Origin of the sequence: Pseudomonas sp. RL_5y_Pfl2_69 (assembly GCF_963970465.1) — a bacterium.
Lineage (GTDB): Bacteria > Pseudomonadota > Gammaproteobacteria > Pseudomonadales > Pseudomonadaceae > Aquipseudomonas.
Genome location: NZ_CAXAOU010000004.1, coordinates 76930 through 99245, shown reverse-complemented (window position 1 = coordinate 99245; position 22316 = coordinate 76930). Strand labels below are relative to the sequence as shown.

The 22316-nt window shown below is 58.4% G+C and carries 19 protein-coding genes, 1 tRNA gene and 1 pseudogene; 14 read left to right on the top strand and 7 right to left on the bottom strand.

Features of this window, described 5'->3' with window-relative positions; genetic code table 11:
- Positions 1-51 precede the first annotated feature (51 nt).
- From AACY07_RS08935 to argE, 4 genes are read left to right on the top strand one after another with little or no spacing between them, the layout of a single operon-like run.
- Entirely contained in the window at positions 52-1383 is a 1332-nt protein-coding gene (locus AACY07_RS08935; RefSeq protein WP_219263126.1) for a flavin-containing monooxygenase, read from the top strand.
- Between the two features lie 23 nt (positions 1384-1406).
- Positions 1407-1817 (top strand): RidA family protein, encoded by a 411-nt coding sequence (locus AACY07_RS08930; protein ID WP_133076929.1) that lies wholly within the window; start codon positions 1407-1409, stop codon positions 1815-1817.
- Positions 1818-1828: 11 nt separating this feature from the next.
- On the top strand, positions 1829-2506 hold the full coding sequence (locus tag AACY07_RS08925) for a DUF1028 domain-containing protein (RefSeq protein ID WP_019826351.1): 678 nt from the start codon (positions 1829-1831) through the stop codon (positions 2504-2506).
- A complete protein-coding gene (gene argE, locus AACY07_RS08920; protein WP_339474457.1) occupies positions 2503-3648 on the top strand; it encodes an acetylornithine deacetylase in 1146 nt (381 codons plus the stop codon). The genes AACY07_RS08925 and argE overlap by 4 nt, the downstream gene beginning before the upstream one ends.
- 56 nt (positions 3649-3704) lie before the next feature.
- On the opposite strand, the gene AACY07_RS08915 is transcribed toward argE, so the two are convergent.
- Positions 3705-4616, bottom strand: a complete 912-nt coding sequence (locus tag AACY07_RS08915; protein WP_019826348.1) for a LysR substrate-binding domain-containing protein — start codon at positions 4614-4616, stop codon at positions 3705-3707.
- A 249-nt stretch (positions 4617-4865) separates the two neighbouring features.
- Between AACY07_RS08915 and AACY07_RS08910 the strand changes: the two genes are divergently transcribed.
- Entirely contained in the window at positions 4866-6281 is a 1416-nt protein-coding gene (locus AACY07_RS08910; RefSeq protein ID WP_133076931.1) for a cytosine permease, read from the top strand.
- Between the two features lie 314 nt (positions 6282-6595).
- Here AACY07_RS08910 and AACY07_RS08905 read toward each other — a convergent pair.
- The 5 genes from AACY07_RS08905 to AACY07_RS08885 all read right to left on the bottom strand — a co-directional run bounded on the left by AACY07_RS08905 (position 6596) and on the right by AACY07_RS08885 (position 10289).
- Positions 6596-6671 (bottom strand) — tRNA-Gly (locus AACY07_RS08905).
- A gap of 66 nt (positions 6672-6737) precedes the next feature.
- Positions 6738-7295, bottom strand: coding sequence for a CDP-diacylglycerol--glycerol-3-phosphate 3-phosphatidyltransferase (gene pgsA, locus AACY07_RS08900; protein WP_048361487.1), 558 nt, complete (start codon positions 7293-7295; stop codon positions 6738-6740).
- Positions 7296-7327: 32 nt separating this feature from the next.
- Positions 7328-9151 carry an excinuclease ABC subunit UvrC gene (gene uvrC, locus AACY07_RS08895; RefSeq protein ID WP_339474455.1) on the bottom strand — a complete coding sequence of 608 codons (1824 nt, stop codon included), beginning with the start codon at positions 9149-9151 and terminating at the stop codon, positions 7328-7330.
- Between the two features lie 2 nt (positions 9152-9153).
- A complete protein-coding gene (gene gacA, locus AACY07_RS08890) occupies positions 9154-9792 on the bottom strand; it encodes a response regulator transcription factor GacA (RefSeq protein ID WP_019826343.1) in 639 nt (212 codons plus the stop codon).
- A gap of 116 nt (positions 9793-9908) precedes the next feature.
- On the bottom strand, positions 9909-10289 hold the full coding sequence (locus AACY07_RS08885; protein ID WP_339474454.1) for a helix-turn-helix domain-containing protein: 381 nt from the start codon (positions 10287-10289) through the stop codon (positions 9909-9911).
- A gap of 81 nt (positions 10290-10370) precedes the next feature.
- Here AACY07_RS08885 and AACY07_RS08880 point away from each other — a divergent pair, with 81 nt between their 5' ends.
- From AACY07_RS08880 to AACY07_RS08850, 7 genes are all read left to right on the top strand, one after another.
- Complete coding sequence (locus AACY07_RS08880) at positions 10371-10613, top strand: DNA-binding protein (RefSeq protein ID WP_133077459.1); 243 nt, start codon at positions 10371-10373, stop codon at positions 10611-10613.
- Between the two features lie 709 nt (positions 10614-11322).
- The gene (locus tag AACY07_RS08875) at positions 11323-12411 is read left to right on the top strand and encodes a 3-deoxy-7-phosphoheptulonate synthase (protein WP_339474447.1); all 1089 of its coding nucleotides are present in this window, start codon (positions 11323-11325) and stop codon (positions 12409-12411) included.
- A gap of 110 nt (positions 12412-12521) precedes the next feature.
- The gene (locus AACY07_RS08870) at positions 12522-13403 is read left to right on the top strand and encodes a triacylglycerol lipase (RefSeq protein ID WP_339474446.1); all 882 of its coding nucleotides are present in this window, start codon (positions 12522-12524) and stop codon (positions 13401-13403) included.
- 128 nt (positions 13404-13531) lie between these two features.
- On the top strand, positions 13532-13813 hold the full coding sequence (locus tag AACY07_RS08865; protein WP_016781241.1) for a peptidylprolyl isomerase: 282 nt from the start codon (positions 13532-13534) through the stop codon (positions 13811-13813).
- Between the two features lie 116 nt (positions 13814-13929).
- Positions 13930-14700 (top strand): 3-hydroxybutyrate dehydrogenase, encoded by a 771-nt coding sequence (locus AACY07_RS08860; protein ID WP_219263137.1) that lies wholly within the window; start codon positions 13930-13932, stop codon positions 14698-14700.
- A gap of 148 nt (positions 14701-14848) precedes the next feature.
- Complete coding sequence (locus AACY07_RS08855; protein WP_339474445.1) at positions 14849-15955, top strand: enoyl-CoA hydratase/isomerase family protein; 1107 nt, start codon at positions 14849-14851, stop codon at positions 15953-15955.
- A gap of 3 nt (positions 15956-15958) precedes the next feature.
- Entirely contained in the window at positions 15959-17110 is a 1152-nt protein-coding gene (locus AACY07_RS08850; RefSeq protein WP_133077454.1) for an acyl-CoA dehydrogenase family protein, read from the top strand.
- 141 nt (positions 17111-17251) lie between these two features.
- On the opposite strand, the pseudogene AACY07_RS08845 reads toward AACY07_RS08850, so the two are convergent.
- Positions 17252-17401, bottom strand: a pseudogene (locus AACY07_RS08845) (enoyl-CoA hydratase-related protein); the annotation flags it as partial.
- Positions 17402-17906: 505 nt separating this feature from the next.
- On the opposite strand from AACY07_RS08845, the gene AACY07_RS08840 reads away from it, so the two are divergent.
- Both AACY07_RS08840 and AACY07_RS08835 read left to right on the top strand, forming a co-directional pair.
- Positions 17907-21179: a toxin VasX gene (locus AACY07_RS08840; protein ID WP_339474444.1), complete on the top strand. Its 3273-nt coding sequence runs from the start codon at positions 17907-17909 to the stop codon at positions 21177-21179.
- Positions 21176-22246 carry a hypothetical protein gene (locus AACY07_RS08835; protein WP_445261364.1) on the top strand — a complete coding sequence of 357 codons (1071 nt, stop codon included), beginning with the start codon at positions 21176-21178 and terminating at the stop codon, positions 22244-22246. The genes AACY07_RS08840 and AACY07_RS08835 overlap by 4 nt, the downstream gene beginning before the upstream one ends.
- Positions 22247-22316 lie beyond the last annotated feature (70 nt).

The window sequence follows — 22316 nt, the reverse complement described above, 5'->3', positions numbered from 1 at the left end:
CCAGCTTAATAATATTTTATTTAAAACTGCCCTCCCCCTAGCCTTGAAGTCATGCACGAACTGAATCCAACTGCATTACGCAAGGACAGAGACATGACGGTAGCGATAACAAAAATAGACACCCTGGTGGTGGGAGCCGGTCAGGCTGGCGTGGCCATGAGTGAGCACCTGAGCAAGCAAGGCGTGCCGCACCTGGTTCTGGAGCGCAGTCGTATTGCCGAACGCTGGCGCACCGGGCGCTGGGATTCGCTGGTGGCCAACGGACCTGCCTGGCATGACCGGTTTCCGGGCATGGCATTCGATGACGTCGCCGACGATGGCTTTGCGCCAAAAGAGCGGGTGGCGGATTACTTTGAAGCCTATGCACGCAAGTTCAATGCGCCGATCCGTACCGGCGTGGACGTTCTGTCTGTAACCCGCAATATCGGACGCCCGGGCTTTACCGTGCATACCAGCGAAGGCGTGATCGAAGCCAACCGCGTGGTGGCGGCGACCGGGCCATTCCAGAAACCGGTGATTCCGGCGATTGCACCTCAAGACACCGCGTTGCATCAGATTCACTCCGCCGACTATCGCAACCCTTCGCAGCTGCCGGCTGGCGCCGTTCTGGTGGTGGGCGCGGGTTCTTCCGGCGTGCAGATCGCCGATGAATTGCAACGCTCCGGTCGCCAGGTGTACCTGTCCGTCGGTGCCCACGACCGACCGCCCCGCGCCTATCGCAACCGCGATTTCTGCTGGTGGCTGGGTGTGCTGGGCGAGTGGGATCAGGCGGCGATGAAGCCTGGCCGCGAGCACGTGACCATTGCGGTAAGCGGCGCCCAGGGTGGCAAAACCATTGATTTTCGCGAGCTGGCCCAGCAAGGCATGACGCTGGTTGGCCTGACCCAATCGTTCAATGGCAGCGTCGCCCGTTTCCAGCCCAACCTGCTGGAAAACCTGGCCCGCGGTGATGAGAACTACCTGGCCCTGCTGGATGCGGCCGATGCCTATGTAGAGCGCAACGGCCTGGACTTGCCTGCGGAACCGCAAGCCCGTCGCGTGTTTGCTGATGCGCCGTGCATCAAGAACCCGATCCTGGAACTGGACCTGGCCACGGCGGGTATCACGTCGATCATCTGGGCCACCGGGTTTGCCGTGGACTACAGCTGGTTGAAGGTCGATGCGTTCGACGCCACCGGCAAGCCCCAGCACCAGCGCGGCGTATCGAGCGAGTCCGGGATCTACTTCCTTGGCTTGCCGTGGCAGTCGCGTCGAGGTTCATCGTTTATCTGGGGCGTCTGGCACGACGCCAAGCACGTGGCCGACCACATCGCCACCCAGCGCAAATACCTCGACTACCGCCAAGCCCCTGCCGTGGCTCGCCAACCGACTGTCAGCGCCTGATCACTTTTTTCGGAGTTTATTTGATGCCTACTCACACTCGCATCCGCATGTTCAACACCAAGGAAACCTACCCTAACCAAACCCTGGACAACGACCTTTGCCAGGCTGTGCGCGCTGGCAACACCGTGTATGTGCGTGGCCAGGTGGGCACCGATTTCGAAGGCAGGCTCGTTGGCCTGGGAGACCCAAGGGCCCAGACCGAGCAAGCCATGCGCAACGTCAAGCAACTGCTCGAAGAAGCGGGCAGCGACCTGAGCCATATCGTCAAGACCACCACCTACCTGATCGACCCGCGCTACCGCGAGCCGGTTTACCAGGAAGTCGGCAAATGGCTCAAGGGGGTGTTTCCGATCTCTACCGGACTGGTGGTGTCGGCCCTCGGGCAGCCCCAGTGGCTGATGGAAATCGATGTGATCGCGGTTATCCCGGAGTAAGGAGGCTACCCATGACGTTTTCAATCGTTGGCCGTTGCGCGGACACCGGCCAGTTGGGCATCGCCATCAGCTCATCGAGTATTGCCGTGGGTGCCCGCTGCCCCTGGTTGCGCCCCGGTGTTGGCGCGGTTTCAACCCAGAACATCACCCTGCCGGCCCTGGGCCCGGACGTGCTGGACTTGCTGGAACGGGGCCTCGCCCCGGCCGCAGCGCTGGACAAGGCGCTTACGAGCAATGGCTACAGCCAGTACCGGCAATTGACGGCGATTGATCACCTGGGCCGCACCGTGCATTTCAGCGGCAGCGAGACCCTGGGTACCCACAATGGGGTCGCGGGCGAACAATGCGTGGCGGCGGGCAACATGCTGGCCGACCGCGCAGTGATCGAGGCCATGGTCCTGGCGTTCGAGCAAGGCGAAGGCCAACTGGCGGACCGGCTGCTGGCTGCCATGCATGCCGCCATCGACGCTGGCGGCGAGGCCGGCCCGGTGCATTCCGCCGCGCTGGTGGTGGTGGGCGAACTGACCTGGCCGATCATCAACCTGCGGGTGGACTGGGCCGATGAGCGCCCGATCACTGAACTGCAGAAACTCTGGGACGCTTATCGCCCGCAAGTGCAGGACTACATCGACCGCGCCATCGCTCCCGACCGCTCCCCCGGCTACGGCGTGGCCGGAGATGATCGATGAGTAGCAGCCGCGATCTGCTGCACAAGCTGGTGGGGTTTGACACCACCAGCCGCGAGTCCAACCTGCAACTGATCGACTTTGTGCGCGATTACCTGGCCGGGTTTGGTGTGGCCAGTGAGTTGGTCTACAACGAAGAGCGCAGCAAGGCCAACCTGTTCGCCAGTATTGGCCCGCAAGGACTGGCGGGTATTGTGCTGTCGGGACACACCGACGTGGTGCCGGTGGATGGCCAGCCATGGACAGTGCCACCGTTTGAGCTGACTGAGCGCGACGGCAAGCTGTTTGGCCGGGGCACGGCGGATATGAAGGGTTACATCGCTTGTGTGCTGGCGTTGGTCCCGGCGCTGATTCAGGCGCCGTTGCGCATGCCGGTGCATATCGCCCTGTCGTACGACGAAGAAGTCGGCTGCCTGGGCGTGCGCTCGTTGCTCAAGGTACTGGAGCAGCGGCCGGTGAAGCCGATGCTGTGCATTATCGGCGAACCGACGCAGCTCAAGCCGGTACTCGGCCATAAAGGCAAGCTCGCCATGCGCTGTGATGTGCAGGGCGAGGCGTGTCATTCGGCCTATGCGCCCTATGGCGTGAATGCCATCGAGCATGCCGCCGCGTTGATTGGCGAGTTGGGGCGTATAGGACACCAACTACAGGAGACACAGGATCCCCGTTTTGATCCGCCGTTCAGCACCGTGCAAACCGGGGTGATTACCGGGGGCAAAGCGCTGAACATCGTGCCTGCCGATTGCCGGTTTGATTTCGAGATTCGCGCATTGCCGTCCCTGGACCCGAGTGAGGTGGCGTCGCAGTTGAAGGCGTACGCCGAGCAACAGGTGTTGCCACGCATGCAGGCCGTCAGCGCGCAGAGTGCGATCCGCTTTACCGAGTTGTCCGCGTACCCGGACCTGGTGACTGATGAGCGCAGCCAGGCGGCTGAGTTGATTGCAGCGTTCAGCGGCTCGCGGGAATTCGGCACCGTCGCGTTTGGTACCGAAGGGGGGCTGTTCGATGCCGTGGGCATTCCCACGGTGGTCTGCGGGCCCGGCAGCATGGACCAGGGGCACAAGCCGGATGAGTTTGTGAGTGTGGCTCAGTTGGCGGGATGTGATGCCATGTTGCTGCGGATGCTGCACTCGATCCGCACCTGATACCCCAAACGATACCCATCAACTGTGGGAGCCGGGCAAGCCCGGCTCCCACAGTTCTAGCCCAGTAACTGCGCCAGTTCTTCACGGCAGTAGTCGACAAACAGCTGCACCGGTTTGGTCAATGGTGCGCGACGCAGCCACACAGCCGACAAGCCTGAACCGGTGACCGTTTCAGCCAGCGGCACACACACGACCTTCTGGCCGTCATAGGTGTACTCGGTGAACGGTTTGGTGACGAGTATCGAAAAGCCGAACCCCCTGCCCACCATCCCCCGAACCATCTCGATCGACGGCGAACTGAACACGATATTCGGCGTCAACCCGCGCTCCTCGAATATGCTCACGAAGTAGGTCCGGCTGGGCAGCACATCCAGCAGAATCATGGGCTCCAGGACCAGATCCGCCAGGGACACTCTGGCTTGCTGTGCAAAGCGGTGATCGGCCGGTAACAGGGCGTATGGCTGCTGCGGCGGCATCAGTGGCGCAGTCTCGATGGCGGTTCCCAGGTCGTGTTCAAACAGCATCGCCACATCAATAGTGCCTGCGGTGAGCGCCTGTACCAGCTCCTGCTGCTCACCGTCGCGAATGCGGATCTCCACCCCGGGCCAACGCGCCTTGAAGCCGGCGATCAAACGCGGCAAGTACAGCGGTGCGACGGTTTCAAAGCAGCCGATATCGATCTGCCCCGCCACTACGTCATTGTCGGCCAGGGCGTTTTGTTCGAACTCATGGGCCACTCGCAACAACTCCAGCGCCTTGCGGTAAAACCGTGCGCCACTGGGTGTGAGTGACACGCCCTGGGCGTGATGACGGATAAACAGCTGCACACCAAAACTGTCTTCCAGTTGCTTGATCGCGGTCGAGACGGACGGTTGTGCGATGTAAAGCTTGCGCGACGCTTCGGCGACGCTGCCGCAGTCGGCCGTGGTCACAAAATATCTGAGTTGGCGCAGGTTGTAGGCAGCCATCGGAACCTCGGGAAACGTGGGATTTCGCCCCAAACCAGTGCAAGAAAAAGCTGTTTTATTCAGCGTTCACGGAGCATGCAACATACCGGAGCAAAAAAGCCCGGGAGATACTTTTTTTAATGTCTATAGCAACAAACTTACTAATTTACCTCCCTGCCCCCATTACAGATGATCACTCCAACAACAAAGCGCCGCCCTGTCGGCGCACTGCGAAGTACGTCCACGTACTCACCTGCCTTGGAGTTCGTCATGGTCACCACTGCAACAGCCAACGCCCCGCTCATCGAGAAACACACGATTGGATACGTGCCCCCCGAAGATCGCCATGGAAAGGTAAGAGACCTGTTCACCCTGTGGTTCGGCGGCAACATCGCGCCGCTGCCGATCGTCACCGGAGCACTGGGTGTGCAACTGTTCAACCTTAATCTGATGTGGGGCATCGTCGCCATCCTCATCGGTCACCTGGTCGGCGGTGTGCTGATGGCGCTGCACTCGGCCCAGGGCCCGCAGATGGGCATCCCGCAAATGATCCAGAGCCGTGCCCAGTTCGGCTCCCTCGGCGCGTTGCTGGTGGTGGTGATCGCGGGTGTCATGTACATCGGTTTCTTTGCTTCCAACATCGTGCTGGCGGGCAAATCCCTGCACGGCGTGGTCGATTCGGTGCCCGTGCCGGTCGGCATCGTGATCGGCGCCATCGGTTCCGGAATTATCGGCATCATCGGCTACCGCTTTATCCACGTGCTCAACCGCATTGGCACCTGGGTACTGGGCGCCGGGATCGTTCTCGGTTTCGGCTACATCTTCACCCACATACAGACCACCGACTTTCTGACCCGCGGCGGGTTCAACATTGCAGGCGTGCTGGCGACCATTTCCCTGGCTGCCCTGTGGCAGATCGCATTTGCCCCCTACGTGTCTGACTACTCCCGCTACCTGCCGGCTGACGTCCCCGTTGCGTCCACATTCTGGACCACTTACCTGGGTTCGGTCCTGGGCTCCAGTCTGTCCTTCATCTTTGGCGCCGTTGCCGTCCTCGCCACCCCGGTAGGGATGGACACCATGGAAGCGGTCAAACTCGCCACGGGCTCCATCGGCCCCCTGATGCTGGTGCTCTTTTTGCTCAGCGTGATCAGCCACAACGCCCTCAACCTGTACGGCGCGGTACTGTCGATCATCACCCTGGTGCAGACCTTTGCGTATCGCTGGATTCCAACAGCCAAAAGCCGTGCGGTGATCTCCATCATCGTACTGGCCACGTGTGCAACTGCAGCCGTGTTCGCCTCCAAGGACTTTATAGGGCACTTCGTCGATATGGTGCTGGTGTTGCTGGTGGTATTGGTGCCGTGGACAGCGATCAACCTGATCGACTTCTACGCGATCCATAAGGGCAAGTACGACATTGCGTCGATCTTTCGTGTGGATGGCGGGATTTACGGGCGCTACAACCCCCAGGCATTGCTGGCGTATGCGGTCGGTATTGTGGTGCAGATACCGTTCATGAACACGCCGCTGTATGTGGGTCCGATTTCAGAACACATCAACGGAGCGGACTTGTCCTGGATCGTCGGGCTGGTGGTGACTTCGCCGTTGTATTTCTGGCTGGCGAATCGTGACAGTGCCTACAAACGCAGGATGAACGAGGGCGCATTGGTCGCCGGTGTCTGATCGGCCACCCAGGCTGTTTATCTTGAACTGAAGACTCTGCAACTCCCGCCCCACAGGCAGCGCCAGATACTGAAAGTCTCGTCACAAGACGACTTGCGGGTCTGGCGTTGCGCATTTGGCAATACCCAGCCACCCTCGCCTTCAAACCCCTGAAAATCCGGAGCATCCTGGGTGGTGACTTGAGAGAGATGCCGCAAAGAAATCATCGTTGGGCGCCTGGACAAGCTCCCTGATGAAAAGCCAGAAACGAAAAAAGGACCCGAAGGTCCTTTGTTCTGCTCTATCGAACTGCAATGAATTCGTAAAGCCATGTTTGGAGCGGGAAACGAGACTCGAACTCGCGACCCCGACCTTGGCAAGGTCGTGCTCTACCAACTGAGCTATTCCCGCGTCTTGGTGCTGGGCATTCTATAGCAATAAAAGAATGCGTCAACCCATTGATTCAAAAAGTTTTATTTACTTTACCGAGGTCGTCTTCAGATGCGGCCAGGCGGCCCGCAAATACTGAAGCATCGACCACAAGGTCAACCCGGCCGCCACCAGCAGCAACCCGTAACCCACCAACACCCAGAAGCTGAAGTCCGATGGATTGGCCAGCAAGATGATCAGGGCCAGCATTTGCGCCGCTGTTTTCCATTTGCCCATGTTCGATACGGCAACCTGAGCCCGTGCTCCCAACTCTGCCATCCACTCGCGCAACGCGGAAATGACAATTTCACGGCCAATAATTACGGCCGCAGGCAGGGTCAGCCACACGTTGTGGTGCTCTTGCACCAACAGGACCAACGCCACAGCAACCATCAACTTGTCGGCTACCGGATCCAGAAAGGCGCCAAAAGGCGTGCTTTGCTCCAGTCGACGGGCCAAATAGCCGTCGAGCCAATCCGTCGCCGCCGCAAACGCGAAGACTGAGCTGGCGGCTACATAACTCCAGCTGTACGGCATGTAAAACAACAGAATGAAGAAAGGAATGAGTAGAACGCGTAGTACGGTGATCAAATTAGGGATATTCATCGGCACAACTGGCTACGAGGTGAGGGGGCATTCTACTCGCTGTGCAGGTTTGCATAAATCAACTCAGCGAGCTTTTTACTGATCCCGGGTGCTTTGGCGATCTCCTCGATGCTGGCACGAGATAGCTCCTGTAAGCCACCAAAATGTTTCAATAAATCTCGGCGGCGAGTCGGCCCTACCCCTGCAATGCCTTCCAGGGTTGAGGTTCGACGGGTTTTACCCCGTCGCGCCCGATGTCCGGTAATGGCAAAACGGTGGGCCTCGTCACGGATTTGCTGGATCAAATGCAAGGCCGGCGAGTCACCCTTTAACGTGAACTCATGGGCAGCATCGTTCAGATAGAGGGTTTCGAAGCCCGCCTTGCGTGTTGCCCCCTTGGCCACGCCAAGCAGGATCAAGTCTGGCACGGCCAGTTCATTGAGCACATCACGGGCCATTGAGAGCTGACCCTTGCCACCATCGACCAGCAGGATGTCGGGCAACTTGCCCTCCCCCTCTTTAAGCCGGCTGAAACGGCGCATCAGCGCCTGGTGCATGGCAGCATAGTCATCGCCCGGGGTGACGCCTTCAATGTTGAAGCGCCGGTAATCCGACTTGATCGGACCTTCGGGGCCGAACACCACGCAGGATGCAACGGTCGCTTCACCGCTGGAGTGACTGATGTCATAGCACTCCAGCCGCTGTGGGATTTCGTCGAGTTTCAATACTTTGGCCAGAGCCTCAAAGCGTGCCGCAACATGCAGACGGTTTGTCAGGCGGGCAACCAGCGCCTGCTCGGCATTGGTGACCGCCAGTTGCTGCCATCGCGCCCGCGTGCCACGCACCCTGTAGCTGATGGCCAGCTCTCGGCCCCGCAGCTCTTCGATGGCGTCGATGATTGCGCCGAAGCTCTCGTGCTCTACGTTTACAATCAGCTCGCTCGGCAAGTCGCGGTCAGGGCTGCTGATGTAGTACTGACCGAGAAAGGCCGCCATGACTTCGGCCACCTCCTCCTCGATACCGACCTGAGGAAAGAAGTTCTTGCTGCCCAATACCCGCCCGCCGCGCACATTGATCAAATGCACACAGGCGCCGCCGGGGTTTACGAAAGCGGCAATCACATCCACATCGCCGGTGCCACCCTCCATGCTTTGCTGGTCCTGAACCCTGCGCAAGAGCGAAATCTGGTCACGCACCTCAGCCGCACGCTCAAAATCAAGGGTGCTGGCGGCTTGCTCCATTGCACTGTTGAGCTCGTCGGTCAGCGCGCTGCTGCGCCCCTCCAGGAACATGATCGAGTGGCGAACATCCTCGGCATACTCCTGCGGCTCAACCAACCCGACACAAGGCGCTTTGCAGCGCTTGATCTGATACTGCAAACAAGGCCGCGTTCTGTTTTTGAAGTAGCTGTCATCGCACTGACGCACCAGAAAGGTCTTTTGCAAGATGCTCAGGCTCTCGCGAATAGCGCCCGCACTGGGGTAAGGCCCGAAGTACTTGCCTTTTAGCTTCTTGGCACCGCGATGAATGCTCAGGCGCGGGAATTCACCATCCGACAGAAACACATAGGGATAGGACTTATCGTCGCGCAACAGAATGTTGTACGGCGGGCGCCATTCCTTGATAAGCGTCTGCTCAAGCAGCAACGCCTCGGTTTCATTGGCGGTAATGGTGGTTTCTATTTGCGCGATACGTGCCACGAGGGCAGCTGTTTTAGGCGCCAGGCCGGTTTTGCGAAAGTAGCTGGCCAGACGCTTTTTCAGGTTCTTGGCCTTACCCACGTAAAGCAGCCGTGCATCGCCGTCAAACATGCGATACACGCCAGGACGACCGCTGCAGGTCGAAAGAAACGCACTTGCGTCAAACACGTCAGTCATCGTTAACCAGCATCGACCATGCCGTGACGAACAGCCAGCAAGGCCAGTTCAACATCGCTTTTGACCGAGAGCTTCTCGTAAATGCGGTAGCGGTAGGTATTGACCGTCTTGGGCGACAGGCAAAGTTTGTCTGAAATGACCTGGACCTTCTGACAGCCCACAATCATCAGCGCGATCTGAATTTCGCGCTCGGACAGGGCATCAAACGGAGAGTCACTTGCAGGCTGAAAGGATTTGAGTGCCAATTGCTGTGCGACTTGCGGGCTGATGTAGCGCTGACCGGCGAATACCAGCCTGATTGCCTGGACCATCTCGGCCAGACCCGCGCCCTTGGTCATGTAGCCTGCGGCGCCTGCCTGCAGCAAACGCGTCGGAAAAGGGTCTTCTTCGCACACCGTCACGGCGACAACCTTGATGTCGGGGTGGCTGCGCATCATCTTGCGGGTAGCTTCCAGACCACCAATGCCGGGCATTTTGACATCCATCAAAACCACATCAGGCTTCAGCTCGCGGGCCTTGAGAAGGGATTCCTCACCGGACTCGGCCTGACCGACCACTTGCAAGCCTTCGATATCGGCCAGCATTCGTGTGATCCCTGTACGCACAAGATCGTGGTCATCGACCACTAGAACCCGAATCAAGTCGATACCTCGCAAATTGGTCTTGGTTGATTGTGGACACCTTAGCAAAAACTAATCCACCAACCTACCGACTTGCGTCAACTATCCACGCCAAAGCGTTAAATCCTTGTAAATATTCAGCACTTGACGGCCTCAATATCTTCAGGATCACGAAGTTCCTTTGCCGGGTGAGCGACAGACAGCTCGGCCAAGGTTGTGGTCAAGCGGCGGATGGCGTCCTGATCTTCCTTTTGCAAGACCCGGTAGCTGGTCAGGACTTTTTCTTCTATATGACTGAGGTTGTCGACTAATGTCGGGGTTGGGCTGCCGGTCAAGACAAACAGCACATCCACCCCACGCCCTGCGACCCGCGACAAGTAGTCCGCCTTGGGCGCGCGATCACCACTCTCATATTTGCCTTGGGCATTCGCCTCGACACCACCAATTTCGCCAAAAGCTTTCTGCGACAAACCCAGTCGCTCTCTCTCTTGGCGCAAGCGCAAACCAATTCCACTCATTTGGATGTAGGATCCCATTTTAAACACCCGCAAGGATGGTATAATCCATAAATATTAAACAAAATTGAACGGTTTTGAACTATGACCGGAATTCGTACTGCCGCACAAGCCAAGGCATGGCTGGAATACCAGGGGAAATCCGTTCAAGAGTTCGCTCGGGAACATGGCGTCGACCCGGCCACCACTTATCAAGTGCTCGCCGGGCGCAAAAAGGGGAAGCGTGGTGAAGCCCACAAGGTAGCGGTTCTTCTGGGCATGAAAGACGGCATCATTGCCTCTCAAGCCACACATTCAGTTGAGGCAGAAGGTGATGAGTTCGCTTGAGTATGCGCCTAATCGGGCGTAGCTCCCGATTTAGTATTCAGGCACGCCCTTACCTCAACAGTATGTTGGGCGACCGGCGGCGAAAAGCCCGCAAACAGGGCCCTCTCGTGTTCGTGACCGGCTCGAATAAACATCTCGCCTGCCCCTGACTCTGATGGCAATAGCCTGAATTGTTAATCCACATAGTATTTTTTGATTGAATACGCCTGTTCGCCTCAAGTAAGCTGCAAACCATCAATCGGAGACCACCCATGTTGCATCACGCCCCCACAGACATTTGTAAGACCGCACGCGACGAGCGTCTGGCTGAATCTGTGTGCGCGAACAACATGCACTCCACCGCACGATTTTATTTTGGGTATTGGTTTAGCCACTGGCGCGCCTGATACCCACACGGCGCCCACTACTTAGGGGTCGCCTACCAGAGAATTCTCACCCCCGGTCGGCTTCCCGACCGGGGGTTTTGTTTTTCTGGCCCCTGGCATTTTATTGAATTGAGGATTTACCCCATGAACTACGCCACTTATTACCGCTTCGACCTTTGCACTGCATGGCGATTTATCAGCCGCCGTTCGGGACAGCCTGCCGCCTCCGAACGGACCCACATTGGTGGCACGCAAGCACTCATAGCCAGTCTGGCCAATTGTCGAACACCCCAGTAGGGCTGAGCGCGCGGGAGAACCCGCCGCCTGCCCAGGAAGCACACACCATGAACGCATCCGTATCCGCTCTGCCAGCCGTACACACTGCAACTACCCAGATTTCGACCCGTCGCCTGCCCAGCGCAGCGCAACTCAAACAGCAACTGCCCCTGAGCATCAAGCTTCGCGAGCAGATCAGCAGCCAGCGCCAGGCCATTCGCGCCATCCTCAACGGTGAAGACTCCCGTTTACTGGTGGTTGTCGGCCCCTGCTCCATCCACGACCCCCTCGCCGCACTCGAATACGCCAGCAATCTCGTAGCCTTGGCCCATGAAGTGAGCGACGACATGCTACTGGTCATGCGTGCCTACATCGAAAAACCGCGCACCACTGTGGGCTGGAAAGGCCTGGCCTACGATCCGCACCTGGATGGCAGCGATGACATGGCTCACGGCCTGACCCTGTCACGGGAACTGATGCTCGAAATCCTGCGCATGGGCCTTCCGGTCGCCACCGAACTGTTGCAGCCCATCGCTGCAGGCTACTTCGACGACCTGCTGGGCTGGGTGGCCATTGGCGCCCGCACCACCGAATCGCAAATTCACCGCGAAATGGCCAGTGGCCTTGATCTGCCGGTAGGCTTCAAAAACGGCACTGACGGCGGTGTGGCAATCGCCTGCGATGCCATGCGCTCTGCCGCGCACAGTCACCGTCATTTCGGGGTCGATAGCCAGGGCCATCCGGCAATCGTCGAGACGCCCGGCAACCCCGACACCCATCTGGTACTGCGCGGTGGCCACAGCGGCCCGAACTACGACCGCGCCAGTGTGGCCAAGGCTCGCGCCGGACTGGAAAAAAGCGCCATCCCGGCCCGCATGATGATCGACTGCAGCCACGCCAACAGCGGCAAAGACCCGTTGCGCCAGCCGGATGTGTTCAATGATGTGCTCGAACAGCGCCTGGCAGGTGATCACTCCCTGATTGGCATGATGCTCGAAAGCCATCTGTTCGAAGGCTGCCAGCCCCTGAGTGCGAACATGCGCTACGGGGTTTCCGTGACCGATGGCTGCCTGGGCTGGGATGCCACCGAGCACTTGCTGCGCAACGCCGCCCAACAGCTGCAAACACAGCGCCGCGTCGCCAGGGTCATCGCCTGACAAGCCTGCTCGGCAAACCTCTGCGCAGCCCGGGAATATGCCCACGGCTGCGCGAAGTCGATATCGACTAAGGTGTTTTTTACGGTTAACAACACCAAGGAAAACACCCCATGGATGACTCAGCCAATACCCACTACCCGATTCTGCTGGTACACGGACTGTTTGGTTTCGGCCGGATAGGCCCCTTCAACTACTTTAAAGGCATCAAGGACGCCCTCGCTGAATCAGGCGCCAGGGTTTTCGTGCCGATCATTTCGGCCGCCAACAACAACGAAACACGGGGCGAACAACTGCTTGAGCATATACGCAGGGTGTGCACCCAGACCGGCGCACAGCGGGTCAACCTGATCGGCCACAGCCAGGGCGCCCTGACCGCCCGCTATGCAGCTGCCACCGCGCCACATCTTGTCGCCTCCGTGACCTCGGTCAGCGGCCCGAATCATGGCTCGGAAGCAGCAGACCGCATGCGTCAGGCCTTGGTGCCGGGCACACTGCCCGAAACCATCGCCGGCGCCCTGACCACAGCGTTCTCCACATTCCTGTCAGCGATAACCGGCCACTCGCAACTGCCGCAACATGCACTTGAGGCGCTCAACGCCCTGACCACCGAGGGCGTTACTGCCTTTAACCTTAAATACCCCCAAGGCCTGCCTGAAACCTGGGACGACATGGGGGTCGAGCACGTAAACGGTGTGTTCTATTACTCCTGGAGCGGCATTATCAAAGGCTCACGATTGTCGGAATCGTTGAACCTGCTCGACCCCTTGCACAACGCCTGCCGTGTGTTCGGCAGTTTTTTTACCCGTGAGACCAAGGAAAATGACGGAATGGTCGGACGATTCAGCTCCCATCTGGGCCATGTGATCCGCTCGGACTACCCCCTTGATCACCTCGACACCATTAATCATCTGGCCCCCATGAGCAAAAAAACCGTCAACCCGCTCACGCTTTATGTCGAACACGCCAAGCTTTTGAAAAACAAAGGGTTATAAAAATAGTCCAGTCGCTGTACGCCAAGCATTGATCCGCCAGTCAGCAAAAACGCAAAACAGAACTTTTGCCGAGAAAAACCCCACTGAATCCGGTAGGCTCGGCACTTTCTTGAAAGGAGTACTCCCTCATGGCTAAAGCCACTGCCCGTCACATCCTTGTTGCCACCGAAGACAAGTGCAACGAACTGAAAGCCCAAATCGAAGGCGGCGCTGATTTCGCCGAAGTGGCGAAAGCCAACTCTTCTTGCCCGTCCAGCCGTCAGGGCGGCGACCTGGGTTCTTTCGGTCCAGGCCAGATGGTTAAAGAATTCGACACCGTCGTCTTCAGCGCGCCAATCAACGTGGTGCAAGGCCCGGTCAAGACCCAGTTCGGCTACCACCTGCTGGAAGTCACCAGCCGCCAGGACTAATCCTCCCCGCGCTGCGTGAAAACGGCCCACCTATTGGTGGGCCGTTTCGTATCCGCAACTGCAAACCACGTGCTACGTTTCCTCATTCACGAACCCGTCGTTCTGAGGAATTGATCATGAGCCTTAAGGGTAAAACTGCACTGGTTACCGGTTCCACCAGCGGCATCGGCCTTGGCATCGCACTGAGCCTGGCCAAGGCTGGAGCCGACCTGATACTCAACGGCTTTGGCGATGCCAGCAAAGTCATTGCAGACATCCAGCAACTGGGCGTCAAAGTGGGCCACCATCCTGCAGATGTCAGCGACCCGGCGCAGATCGCCGACATGATCAGTTATGCCGAACGCGAGTTCGGGGGTATCGACATTCTGGTCAACAACGCAGGCATCCAGCATGTGGCCAGCGTCGAGGAGTTCCCGGTAGAGCGCTGGGATTCAATCATCGCGATCAACCTGTCCAGTGTGTTTCACAGCACTCGCCTGACCTTGCCCGGCATGCGCAAGCGCGGCTGGGGGCGCATCGTCAATATCGCCTCGGTTCATGGCCTGGTGGGGTCGGTCGGCAAAGCCGCCTATGTGGCCGCCAAACATGGCGTGATCGGCCTGACTAAAGTCGTTGGCCTTGAAACCGCCACCAGCAATATCACCTGCAATGCCATCTGCCCGGGCTGGGTGCTCACGCCACTGGTGCAAAAACAGATTGATCAGCGGATCAGCCAGGGCATTGACCCCTATCAGGCGCAGCACGATCTGCTGGCCGAGAAACAACCCTCCCTGGAGTTCGTGACCCCGCCCCAACTGGGCGAACTGGTGCTGTTTTTATGCAGCGAGGCTGGCAGCCAGGTGCGGGGTGCCGCCTGGAATGTGGACGGCGGTTGGCTGGCGCAATAAGTAGGCGGATCGCTGCCTGTCTGACATGCAAAAATGCACACCTACCCTGCACTTATCAGGGTTGTAATGGGCAAATTTGCACTGTTAGCATCCGTTATCGTTCGCCCGTGAACACCGACTAAAAATAATATAAAGCAGGGAGTTAGTGATGACTGCTCAGGTTTCCTCCTCACCGACACCGGAAATCGCTCCAATAGACGACACGATTCTGGCCGAGGTCCGCAACCACATTGGTCACCTGACCCTCAACCGCCCCAGCGGTCTCAATGCCATCAACCTGGAGATGGTGCGCAGCATTCAACAGCATCTCGATGCCTGGGCCGCAGACCCTCAGGTAAAAGCCATTGTGCTGCGTGGCGCCGGCGAAAAAGCCTTTTGCGCTGGCGGGGATATCCGCTCGCTCTACGACAGCTATCAAAACAACGACACCCTGCACACGGTGTTTTTCGAAGAGGAATACGCCCTCGACCTGACCCTGCACCACTACCCCAAACCCGTGATTGCCTTGATGGACGGTTTTGTCCTCGGCGGCGGCATGGGACTGGTGCAGGGCGCGGATCTGCGCCTGGTCACCGAGCGCAGCAAGCTGGCGATGCCTGAAGTGGCAATCGGTTATTTCCCTGACGTTGGCGGCAGCTACTTTCTGACCCGCACACCGGGCCAGCTTGGTACTTACCTGGGGGTCAGCGGCGTGCAAATCCGCGCCAGTGACGCACTGTACTGCGGGCTGGCTGACGGCTATCTGGAGAGCAGCAAATTGCCTGATCTGGATAGAAGCCTCGATACCCTCGAATGGCGAGGCACCCCCATTGATGATCTGACAGCACTGATCGGAACGTTCGCAGTGACCGTGTTGCCCGAACCGCCGCTGGCCAGGCTTCGTCCCCTGATAGACAGCGTTTTCGCCCAGGCCGACATACCGCGAATCGTCGCTCATCTGCGCGCTGTCACGGCGCCGGAAACCCGCGACTGGGCCAATGAAACCGCCGACCTTCTGCAAACCCGCTCCCCGTTGGCAATGGCCGTCACCCTCGAAATGCTGCGCCGTGGCCGTGAACTGACTCTGGAACAGTGTTTTGCCCTGGAACTGCACCTTGACCGTCAATGGTTCGATCGCGGCGACCTGATGGAGGGCGTGCGCGCACTGATCATCGACAAGGACAAAAGCCCGCGCTGGAACCCGCCTGCCCTGGACGCACTGGACCCTGTGCATGTCGCCAGCTTTTTCACCTCATTCGACGCAACGGGAGCCTGAGCCATGCAAGATATCGAACTGAGCGAAGAACAAGTGATGATCCGCGACATGGCCCGCGACTTTGCCCGCCGTGAAATCGCCCCCCATGCCCAGGCCTGGGAAAAGGCCGGATGGATCGACGATGCACTGGTGGCCAAGCTCGGCGAACTGGGCCTGTTGGGCATGGTGGTTCCGGAAGAATGGGGCGGCACCTATGTCGACTACGTTGCCTACGCCCTGGCCGTGGAAGAAATATCGGCCGGTGATGGCGCAACCGGCGCGCTGATGAGTATCCATAACTCGGTCGGCTGCGGGCCCATCCTCAAATACGGCAGCGAGGCGCAAAAACAAACCTGGCTGGCGGAGCTTGCCAGTGGCCAGACCATCGCCTGCTTCTGCCTGACCGAGCCACAGGCGGGCTCTGAAGCCCACAACCTGCGCACACGAGCGGAACTGCGCGACGGCCAGTGGGTGATCAACGGCGCCAAACAGTTTGTCAGCAATGGCAAGCGCGCCAAGCTGGCCATCGTGTTTGCCGTTACCGATCCAAACCTTGGCAAAAAAGGCATTTCGGCGTTTTTGGTGCCTACCGCGACCCCGGGTTTCATCGTCGACCGTACCGAACACAAAATGGGCATTCGCGCCTCGGATACCTGCGCCGTTACCCTGAACAATTGCACCGTGCCTGAAGCCAACATGCTCGGCGAACGCGGCAAGGGGCTGGCCATCGCCCTGTCCAACCTCGAAGGCGGACGCATCGGTATTGGCGCCCAGGCACTGGGCATCGCCCGTGCCGCCTTCGAAGCGGCACTGGGCTATTCCCGTGACCGGGTGCAATTTGACAAGGCGATCATCGAACACCAAAGCATCGCCAACATGCTGGCTGACATGCAAACCCGGATCAATGCAGCGCGACTGCTGATCCTGCATGCGGCGCGCCTGCGCAGCGCGGGCAAGCCCTGCCTGTCAGAAGCCTCCCAGGCCAAACTGTTTGCTTCGGAAATGGCCGAGTATGTGTGCTCCAAAGCCATCCAGATCCATGGCGGCTATGGCTACCTTGAAGACTACCCGGTGGAGCGTTACTACCGAGATGCGCGCATCACCCAGATCTATGAGGGATCGAGCGAAATTCAGCGAATGGTTATTGCGCGGGAATTGAAGAATTATCTGATCTAGACACCTGCAGGCAGGCTCCCACCAAAAAACAGAGAGCCTGTGGGAGCGGGCTTGCTCGCGATGGCAGCGCCCCGGCATGACTGACATACCCGGTTGCCTTAATCGCGAGCAAGCCGCTCCCACATCCACAGCCAGTGACTTTTAGCGGCTCTCAAACTCGGCAGCACGCTTTTCGAGAAACGCCGCCATCCCTTCTTTCGGGTCATGTGTCGCGAACATGGCGTGGAACACCCGACGCTCGAAACGCACACCTTCAGACAGGCTGATCTCGAATGCCCGACTCACGTATTCATTGCACCCTATTTAAGTGCGCAACTTCTTGCGCACTTAAATAGGGGGAATGTTTTTGGCGTTATTGCTAGAGCCCATAAAGTTAAGTACCAAAACAAAAGTTTCCCGCTCACTGTGGACTCCCTGCTCCAGAGCCCATTAGAATTGCGCCCTTAAAATATGTTCTACCTCTTATTAGCCTGCAGGAAAGTGCGCAACTTGTTGCGCACTTTATTGACAAGTTCAATAAAACCGTCGATTCAAAAGCAATCCTGATACCCGTATCTACCTGATAAATATATGAATCCAAAGAATATTGACTCGTCATTGAGCACTTCAACGATTAGAAGTCCGTATACCGATTCACGAGATCTATTCCAGTAACTTCAGTGGTACCCAGTCCGATGTGTGCTTGCGTCCATTCCTGCCTGACCTGCACTCACTTCAATGCACGCAAACCGCCTTCGTTTGCGACCCTGAACACCGAACTGACATATCTCCAGATCACCAACAAGGAACCCTGTGCATGAGCGCTCAAAAACTGGCCATGATCGATAACGCCGCGCAGGCCGAACGCGCCGCCAGGGCCCAGCCTCACGTCGATGTCAAAAGCCCCCTGACGCCATGCCCGGGTCACCAGCCCGAAGTGTTCGTGGTGCCCGTGCGCTACGCCCTGGCGCAGGAACAGGCCACTCACCCCTGCTGTTCCCCCGGCGTGACCACCCAAAGCCACCCCATGGCCGCCCGACGTCTGCGGACCGGTTTTTTGTATATCTGGCAGGAAAAAGGCCCGCTCCAGCGCTATGCCGTGTCGACCGACGGCAGGCTTCAGGCGCAGGCGCTTGAGGACGACTCCACCCTCTTGCTTAAAGGCAGCCTCACAGGGCTGATGCTGAACAAAATCCATGACGCCTGGATGCTCTACAGCGAGTTCCCACTCAACCCGCAACACTGCGCCTTGCTCAGCGAGAACCCCGCCAAACGCAGTGCGCACATGCGCCATGTGGCCTTGCGCACCGTGGCCAACGAGCTGCAAGCCGAACACTGTCCGCCCCTGGAAAACGCCGCCGAGGTGATGGCTGAACTCATCCCCGACACCTACGCCCAATCGATGAAGGCCGATCAAAAAGCCGGCGGCGATGACACCCAGGCGTTGGGCGCAACCGTGATGAAAGACCCCACCAAGGCCAACATCCAGGCTTACACCGATGCCATGTACCGCGCCCGGGAGCGCGAAAAAATCATCGCCCAATACCCCGACACCCCTGACCAGGCACCCGGCGAGTGGAGTGCCCAACCGTGGGACGGCCAGGGCACCCAGACCTGGCTGGAGGCCGCCACGGCTGAGGCCAGGGCGCTGTACCCGGTATTCGTGTGCCTGGACGACGACCTGGGGGTGCTGCGCGACATCAACCATGAGCAGGAACGGGTTGAATCGAGCCACGAACAGTGGGTGGGCGACAACAACCTGCGCTTGAACATCGGTGGCTTTATTCGCAGCCTGATCACCGAAGAGGGTGCTGAGGTGGCGAGCACCCTGAGCTACCGGTACAAGGATCGGGACATCCGCCTCACGCCCGAGCAGGGCACGGTCATGCTAGACGCCCAGCAGCAACTGGACGAAGCACTCAAGATCGAAACCCGGGACCGCCAGTATGGTGGCCTGCCTAGCAGAGCCGAAGTGACCGCCCGTAATGCCCGTATCGAACGTATCGTAGAGCCCGTACGGGCCTTCATTCCGCCCGACCTGTACACCGACGTGCAGGCGTTGGTGCATCAATACCGCGCCGAAAAACAGTCCAACCTCGACAACGACCACTTCAGCGCCAAGGTCAGCGAGTACATTGACTTGCCGGCCATGAACACCTGGCTCGACACCACCGCACCCGCCCATTACCAACACGTCGAACAGCGCCACAACGCCTTGTTTGCCGACCGAGGCCAATACCTCACACGCTCACACAGCGGCACCTGGTTCGTCGATTACTACGACGTTGAAAGCCGCCAGTGGCTCACCGAACTGGCCACCGGCTGCCTGAGCGCCGAATGCACCCGGGCCAAGGGTGCAGAGCAATATGCCGACTACGTGCGCGCCCCCGACGAAGGCGCACTCAAACACCTGTTCCACGCCTGGACGCCCTCGATCGATGCGGGCATTGTCGGCACCGGTCGCCTGGGGGAAATACTGGCGGCTTTGGGTTCTGAAAACCGCGAGGCAACCCGTCAGCTGTTTGCCCCCCTGAGCGCCGTGATTGCCAACGACATCGCCGCCATGGCCCGCGACGCCCAGGGGCGCTGGAGCGTACTGGTCAACCGGTTGGCGGCGGCGCTGCTGGTCCTCAAGGGCGACACCACCTTGAGCAGCGCCTGGGTCGGTATCTTCGTCGCCGCACGCCTGGGCAGCGATGCGCGCTTGCAGGCCGTGACCCACGCGGGCAGGCAGATGTGGACCCTGCTGGGAGAAAAAGCCGAGGGCCTCAACCACTGGGTCAAGGCCACGGGACACGCCATCGGCGCCGGGCGCATGGAACGCGTGACCAACTCCCCGCTGATCAGCAACAGCGGCGGCGTGGTGCCATTGGCGGCGTTGCTGCTCAATACGCTCAATGCGAACAACTACCTGAGCCAGGCCGCAGCGCTGGAAGGGATGGATGACCAGCGGGTCAACGACACGGTGTCGGCTTCGCTGTATGCCTCGGCGGCGTTGGTGGCGGTGGCTGATAGTCAGGTTAGGAAGGGGCTGGGTAGGGATAGGTTCCATTTCTATGGTTCAGCAGGGCCGACTCTTACTCTGTTTGGGGGGGTGATTGGCCTGCTCTCCTTAGGCGCTGCAATGCACGAATTTAGCTCTTTAAAAATACAGATAGAGAGCGCGCAGACACACATCGATCCATGGCTTGAGATGCGCCAAACGGTAGTAGGAGGACAAGTAGTCGCTTATGGGGCACAGGCTCTTATAGGGGTGTTTCAAACAAGTAGAGCTCTGGCAGGTTTAATAGAAGTCGAAGTCGCCATCATGCGTTACACCCTGTATATGGGGCCGTTGAACTGGATTATTGCCGCACTGGGCGTGTTGTACCTGATCAGTTGGTTCTTTCAGCAAACCCCGGTGCAAAACTTCCTCAATTTCTGCTGCTGGTCCAAAGCACGGGCAAGAAACTTAGACCCGATCCCCGCCAAAGACCAGCAAGAAGAACTGAACTGGCTATACGGCATCTTGTACAGCCCCCGCGTCAGCATGCAAAGCAGTTCCGAGACAGGCGGTTCCAATGGTCCATCTGGGCTGTCCTTCGTCAGCTCCATCAATGCTCTGACCATCGACTTGCCGGGAGCAGAACCGGGTACCGCCTACCTTGAACTGAACATGATCGGCGATCCCGTGGACTCCCAAGCCTACCGTTACCTGATTAAAAACAGCCCTCACAATAACTACAAACCCCCTCGCCCATGGCGTGACATGGCACCTCATTGGCTGTCCAGCAGCGTTTGTCAGTGGATACCGTTCCAGGAAGGCCAAGGCTTGCGCCTCAGCGGCCCGTTTAAAACCCTGTCGAACGTATTAAGCACGTCCCCGGCCACGGTTTCGCTTCGCTTGCGCTATCGCACCCCCTTGATTGCCATGCTGGGCGCTCACAACTTTGTCGGTGGCGAACGGGGCGTTGCTTTTACCCTCACCAACAACGACGGGGTGATAGCCCTGCGTAACGACCCGACACCCGAACTGGATCGAGTGCCAAGCTACTCCCTTAGTAAGGGATATCCCGGCGCCATTTACCTGCAACCCAAGGACAAGCCATGAGCACGCCACCGGCTGGAGCCACCAAAAAACGGTTTTTTTCGCGTGATGACTACTTGGCGCCATTGCCGATTCCAACAGGCAGAAAACCTTCAGATGTGCTCAACACCATTTGGCGCAAGAACGATGTGTTTATTGATATCGGGAATTACAGCATTGGATCGGTAGTGATGACGATCTGGCCAATGTTCGTTGTGTTTGTACTGATGGCGTATATCAGCCCTAACCCTGCAATGATATGGATTGCAGCACTCATCATCATAGGTATACCTACAATTTTTATAATCCAAGGCCTCCTACGCGAAGTCCCCCTTCCCGTACGTTTCAATCGTCAACGCCGAGAAGTCTGCGTACCGATGGAACACGGCGACTATTGGATTGTGCCATGGGAAAGTGTCACTGCCGCCGCCACTCAACACTCATCGACAAGCCAGGCGGGTAAAAACACGATGGGTTTATTGATCGTGGGTTTCGAAAACCCGGACCCCTTGGCCAAGGAAGGTAATAAACACTTTTATTTGGCCTTCAATTGCGGTGGCGGCACTACGGCGATGGCGCTGTGGGAGTGCATGCGCAGTTATATGGAAATTGGACCTGATGCTGCACCAGAAGCAGCCGTACTAAACTCCGGAGGAAGTTGGCGCTATTACATCGACTACCTTAAAGGCAGAGCCGATAAATATGGCTGGCTTATAACTTTTTTATGGGATGGCCTGGTCGGAATATTAGTTTTCAATGCCCCTTTGGCTACCTATCTCCAAAGAAAGAAGTTGTATCCACCACCGCAATTGAGTCACCCCGATATCATCGAATGGTCAAAACCCCTCCCACCAGAACAATGGGCCAAACGCTCCCCCGAGCTTGAACACGCCATTGCCAAACGCGAAGCCGAACTCGCCGCGCTGGCGGTGCAAGAAACAGCAAACCAGCACGTTCCTGGCCACTGTTTCACTTCGTTTGCGCTATCGCACACCCTTGATTGCCATGCTGGGCGCTCACAACTTTGTCGGTGGCGAACGGGGTGTTGCTTTTACCCTCACCAACAACGACGGGGTGATAGCCCTGCGTAATGACCCGACACCCGAACTGGATCGAGTGCCAACCTACGCCCTTGGCAAGGGCCATCCCGGCGCCATTTAC

Excerpts from the sequence above, each read along its gene's own strand:
- AACY07_RS08915 (WP_019826348.1), bottom strand. The coding sequence starts at position 4,616 with ATGGCTGCCTACAACCTGCGCCAACTCAGATATTTTGTGACCACGGCC.
- AACY07_RS08870 (WP_339474446.1), top strand. The coding sequence starts at position 12,522 with ATGGATGACTCAGCCAATACCCACTACCCGATTCTGCTGGTACACGGA.
- AACY07_RS08930 (WP_133076929.1), top strand. The coding sequence starts at position 1,407 with ATGCCTACTCACACTCGCATCCGCATGTTCAACACCAAGGAAACCTAC.
- AACY07_RS08910 (WP_133076931.1), top strand. The coding sequence starts at position 4,866 with ATGGTCACCACTGCAACAGCCAACGCCCCGCTCATCGAGAAACACACG.
- AACY07_RS08865 (WP_016781241.1), top strand. The coding sequence starts at position 13,532 with ATGGCTAAAGCCACTGCCCGTCACATCCTTGTTGCCACCGAAGACAAG.
- AACY07_RS08925 (WP_019826351.1), top strand. The coding sequence starts at position 1,829 with ATGACGTTTTCAATCGTTGGCCGTTGCGCGGACACCGGCCAGTTGGGC.
- AACY07_RS08875 (WP_339474447.1), top strand. The coding sequence starts at position 11,323 with ATGAACGCATCCGTATCCGCTCTGCCAGCCGTACACACTGCAACTACC.
- AACY07_RS08860 (WP_219263137.1), top strand. The coding sequence starts at position 13,930 with ATGAGCCTTAAGGGTAAAACTGCACTGGTTACCGGTTCCACCAGCGGC.
- AACY07_RS08880 (WP_133077459.1), top strand. The coding sequence starts at position 10,371 with ATGACCGGAATTCGTACTGCCGCACAAGCCAAGGCATGGCTGGAATAC.
- uvrC (WP_339474455.1), bottom strand. The coding sequence starts at position 9,151 with ATGACTGACGTGTTTGACGCAAGTGCGTTTCTTTCGACCTGCAGCGGT.
- pgsA (WP_048361487.1), bottom strand. The coding sequence starts at position 7,295 with ATGAATATCCCTAATTTGATCACCGTACTACGCGTTCTACTCATTCCT.
- AACY07_RS08935 (WP_219263126.1), top strand. The coding sequence starts at position 52 with ATGCACGAACTGAATCCAACTGCATTACGCAAGGACAGAGACATGACG.
- AACY07_RS08835 (WP_445261364.1), top strand. The coding sequence starts at position 21,176 with ATGAGCACGCCACCGGCTGGAGCCACCAAAAAACGGTTTTTTTCGCGT.
- argE (WP_339474457.1), top strand. The coding sequence starts at position 2,503 with ATGAGTAGCAGCCGCGATCTGCTGCACAAGCTGGTGGGGTTTGACACC.
- AACY07_RS08855 (WP_339474445.1), top strand. The coding sequence starts at position 14,849 with ATGACTGCTCAGGTTTCCTCCTCACCGACACCGGAAATCGCTCCAATA.
- AACY07_RS08885 (WP_339474454.1), bottom strand. The coding sequence starts at position 10,289 with ATGAGTGGAATTGGTTTGCGCTTGCGCCAAGAGAGAGAGCGACTGGGT.
- AACY07_RS08850 (WP_133077454.1), top strand. The coding sequence starts at position 15,959 with ATGCAAGATATCGAACTGAGCGAAGAACAAGTGATGATCCGCGACATG.
- AACY07_RS08840 (WP_339474444.1), top strand. The coding sequence starts at position 17,907 with ATGAGCGCTCAAAAACTGGCCATGATCGATAACGCCGCGCAGGCCGAA.